The sequence below is a fragment of the Corynebacterium sp. ACRPF genome, assembly GCF_022347395.1.
In the GTDB taxonomy this organism is placed as follows: Bacteria; Actinomycetota; Actinomycetes; order Mycobacteriales; family Mycobacteriaceae; genus Corynebacterium; species Corynebacterium tuberculostearicum_D.
Window position 1 is genome coordinate 1 of the sequence record NZ_JAKRNB010000033.1, and the last position, 4,723, is coordinate 4,723.

1 protein-coding gene is annotated in these 4,723 nt (G+C 56.4%); it reads right to left on the reverse strand.

Annotated elements, in window-relative coordinates; all coding sequences use genetic code 11:
* On the reverse strand, positions 1-4,478 hold a 4,478-nt coding region (locus MHX61_RS11170), incomplete at its 3' end, for a YPDG domain-containing protein (RefSeq protein ID WP_239194929.1).
* Between the last annotated feature and the right edge of the window lie 245 nt (positions 4,479-4,723).

Below are 4,723 nucleotides of genomic sequence, written 5' to 3' on the forward strand. Positions count from 1 at the left end.
TCGCCAGGCTTAGCATCCTCATTCGGCTTCACAGTGATCTTGCCGTCTTCATCAATCTCAGCGGTACCTGGACCATCAGTGACCTCTACGGTAGTGCCAGGCTGAACGTCACCGGAATTAGGATCCTTGTCGATCTCCACGGACTCACCCGGAGTCGTCTTAGCGTCATTCCAATCCGGATTATTCGTGTCTGGCTTTTCGACGAGGTCCGCAATGCCGTTTTCGTTCTTATCGGTAACACCGGTATCGCCAAGGCCGTCGCCATCCTCGTCGTTGACCGAACCCTCTGGAACTTCAGACTCTTCAGCGTTGGTCTTGCCGTCACCGTCGGTGTCCTCGTCACCATCCTTGGTGCCGTCACCGTCGGTATCCGGGTTCAGCGGATCAAGGCCAGCTTCCTTCTCATCATCATTGGAAACACCGTCGCCATCAGCGTCCGGATCCTCCTCATTGATGATGCCGTCGCCGTCCTTATCACCCTTCGGACCATCCTCATCATCCTTATCGATGATATCCGGGATGCCATCGCCATCAGAGTCCTTGGACTCATCAACGGTTGGGTCAGACTCCTCAGCATTGGACTTACCGTCACCATCGGCGTCCTCGTCACCATCATTGGTGCCATCGCCATCGGTATCCGGATTGTACGGATCGGTGCCAGCAGCCTTCTCATCGGAGTTATTAACGCCATCACCATCGATGTCCGGATCAACAGCATCTGGGATGCCATCCTTATCGGTGTCATTGGTCAGCGGGCCATCGGTGATATCAGCCTCACCGTCCTCAGGATCCTTATCGGTAACACCGGTATCGCCAAGGCCGTCGCCGTCCTCGTCCTCAACCGAGCCCTCCGGAACCTCAGACTCATCCTTGTTCTTCTTGCCGTCACCGTCGGTGTCCTCGTCACCATCATTGGTGCCGTCACCATCGGTATCCGGGTTCAGCGGATCAAGGCCAGCTTCCTTCTCATCATCGTTGGATACGCCGTCGCCATCAGCATCCGGGTCCTCAGAGTTCTTGATGCCGTCGCCGTCCTTGTCACCCTCCGGACCGTCCTCGTTATCGCGGTCGACGATATCCGGGATGCCGTCCTTGTCCCTATCGGTGATCTCATCCTTGTCCGGATCAGACTCATCCTTGTTCTTGATGCCGTCGCCGTCGGTGTCCTCGTCACCATCGTTGACGCCATCACCATCGGTATCCGGGTTCTTCGGATCGGTACCGGCAGCCTTCTCGTCGGCATTGTTGACGCCGTCACCGTCGATATCCGGATCCTGGGAATCCGGGATTCCGTCACCATCGGTGTCCGGATCCTCAATCATGCGCTCGGTTACGGTCAGGTCGAAGGAATCAGTAGCGGTAATATCCTTACCCTCATCATCCTTCAGCACTGCCTTAACAGTGATGTCCTCCCAAGTTTTCAGCTCAGCATCAGCAGGAACATCGCCCTCAATAGCCTTGGTATCCGGGTTGTACTTCAAGAACTCTGGCAAACCATCAACAGTTACCGCAGCACCGTCCGTAGCCTTAACCGGGATGGAAACCGTCTCACCACGCTGAACCTTCATGTTCGGGATAGCATCCACGGTCACAGCAATGTTCGGGTCTGTTACGTCAACAGTGACATCAACAGTATCGGTGGACTTATCCGGGTAAGTCACAATAACCGGAACGGTGATCTTGTCACCAGGCTTGGCATCCTCCGGAACCGGAACGGTGATCTCACCAGTGTTCTCATCAACCTTCACACCCTCAGGAGCCTTGTCACCTGGGGTGAACTTAGTGCCCTCAGGAGCCTTGGTGTCCTTGCCGTCCTTGTCCTTGAACTCAGGCTTGTCGATCGTGACATCATCACCAGGCTTACCGGTGCCGTCCTTGTACTTAGGCTCGACCTCGTCAGAAGTCTTGGGATCAGGCTGCACAGGAGCGTCCTGCTTCTCAACCGTGACAGTGACATCAACAGTATCGGTGGACTTATCCGGGTAAGTCACAATAACCGGAACGGTGATCTTGTCACCAGGCTTGGCATCCTCCGGAACCGGAACGGTGATCTCACCAGTGTTCTCATCAACCTTCACACCCTCAGGAGCCTTGTCACCTGGGGTGAACTTAGTGCCCTCAGGAGCCTTGGTGTCCTTGCCGTCCTTGTCCTTGAACTCAGGCTTGTCGATCGTGACATCGTCACCAGGCTTACCAGAACCATCCGTGTATTCAGGGGTGAAGTCATTCTTCTGCTCCTCGACCTTGAACGGCGCGGAACCGACAGTCCTAGTGCCATCCTCCAAGACTGCAACAACCGGAACGTCAAACTCGGTGCCCGGCTCTGCATCCTCCGGGAAGGTCAGAGTCACTTCACCAGTGGCCTCGTCCAGCTCAACGGTGTAGCCTTCAGGCGCCTCGAACGTATCCGGGAGCTCGAACTTGGAAACCGGCGACGGCAGGTCCTCGCCCTTTTCCGACTCCACCTCATCGGTAGTGGTGGTGTTGTCAAAGGTCGGAACACCAGACTTCAGCGGTTCACCGGCCGGGCCCTTCTTCTCCTCGTAGATGGGAGCCCAACCAACGAGAACGGTAAAGGAATCAGCAGCGATGCGGCTTCCGCGGGCATTACCCTCGTTGATGTCCACTGGGTATAGGTCAGCACGGAACGTCGTGGTTTTATCAATGCCGTCCGGGAACAGCTCTTCATCGCCAGTGTCCAGCGGGAAGGATGGGAGTTCACCGTTCGGACCGGCCTCCAACGGTTCACTGGTGGTAACGACTTCGCCGGTGTCAGCGTTGACCCACTCAATTTCATATTTGAGATTGTTAGCGAACTTCGTCGGCACACCCTTGGTGTTTGCCTCTGCGACATCGCCCGGCTTCGCCCAGTTCTCAGCGGTGTCGTACGGAGTCACATCGAACGTCACGTAATCCGCGTACAGCGAAATGAACGCGGTGTTGAGGTGCTCGGGCATCTTAACAGTATTCCAACCATCGTTGGTGTTGTACGCGCCGACGTCAAGGTAACCGTTGGTCTGCCACGGGGTCTGTACACCGAAGCCCGGAACGTCCTCGGTGGAAACGAACAGCCAGTCCCAGTTGACGTGCTTCGGCATGTTGTCGCTGGAGTTACCCAGCGCACCCTTGCGGAACGTGCCGTAGTTCGGGTCCGGCGCAACAGTGCCAAGCAGGTCCCACGCGACGTGTTCGGAGCCGTCCGGGAACGAAACCTTGGTACCGTCGTTACGGTTCAGCGGGTTGCGCCCAACACCGCCGGTGCCACGATCACCCTTCTCATCTTGGCCGAAGGTGCCGTTGAACTGCAGTGTGTAGTTATTGTCCGCACCAACCGTCGCCATGACAGTCTCAGCGATCCAGCGGTCCTTGCCGAACTTGCCGGTCACCGGATCCTTCTCGGTGTCCGCGGCCATCTCGCGCTTGATCCAGTTCTGCAACGCAGCTTCGTCGTCACGCGACCACTGACGGCGGGTACCCTTGCGGATTTCGTCGACGCCGAGGTCTGCCGGCGCCTCAGTCATGATCTTGTTGATCGCGTAATCCGACAGGTAGGAACCGTAAATCTTCAAACCCTCAGCTGCGACGTCGCCGCTGTTGAGGGTGTTCATCAGGTTCCAAGTGAATGCACCCTGCGTGTGATCCTGCTCCCAGAAGGCCTTGCCCTGCACCTGGCCACCCTGGCCAGAAGACTTCACCGGGTTCTCAACAGCCTGGTCCTTCTTGTGCATGACATCATTCTTCGGCTTCTCACCGTAGAAGAAACGGACGTCGTTCACGCGGTTCGGTCCGATTTCCCAACCTGTGGCTGCACCCTGCGTATCGAGCGTGTCGGCCTGCGGACCGAGGAAGCCGTTGTTGTATCCGTAGACCTGCTGGAATGTTTCGCCGTCCGGGTTCTCAGCCCAGACACGGATCTTCTCATTCTCCGGCTTGTTCGGGTCAGCGTCAAACTTGTGCTCCCCACCGAGCGCATCGAAGAACGGACGCATCTTGATCGCGTAGCGTCCATCCGGACCGGTCACCGTGGTGTAGGTCGGCGAGGTGTAGCCATCCTTGTCTACCCACTCGGCGTACACGCGCACGCCCTCCATCGGAATTGGACGGTAGTTTTTCGTATTCGGGTTGATCGCCATATTGCCGTTACGGGTGTTCAGCACGAAGCCCTGGATGGACTCAGTGTCGCCCTGCGTGGTGCCAGACTCAATCGTGCCAGCATTCTTCTTCGGCGGCTCAAAGGTATAGCGTTCCTCCCCGACAGAAGTCTGGTAAATGCCGTCGGCATTCACACCCGGGTACATATTGCCAGTCTTATTCGGGTTCGTTTCAGCCTTCTGATCTGGCGTCGAAGCCGCTGCAGAGACAGCGTAATCTGGAGTAACCGCATGGACGAACGGTCCTACCATTGCAACAGAGAGAGCGGCGGCAGCGATAGTGGTGCCGCGACGGCGAGTTACGCCGTTAAAACTCTTCATTTTCATGAAAAGTCCTTCCTTAAGAAAAATTAGGGAACATCAGAGAACAGGAGTAGGCCGGGCAATCTGTGCCCGGGCGTACGCGCAACTGACTTTTAGCTGATTCTGGACTGTTCTCAGGCTGTCATATTGGGTTAAGTAGCAAAAAGTGTGTCTGAGTTACAGTGATCTTGCTGCTCAGGTTGGGTAAATCGGGCGGATATAAGGTCTTGGTGCTTATATCCGCGCGTTTCGTGTTCAATCCATCGGAA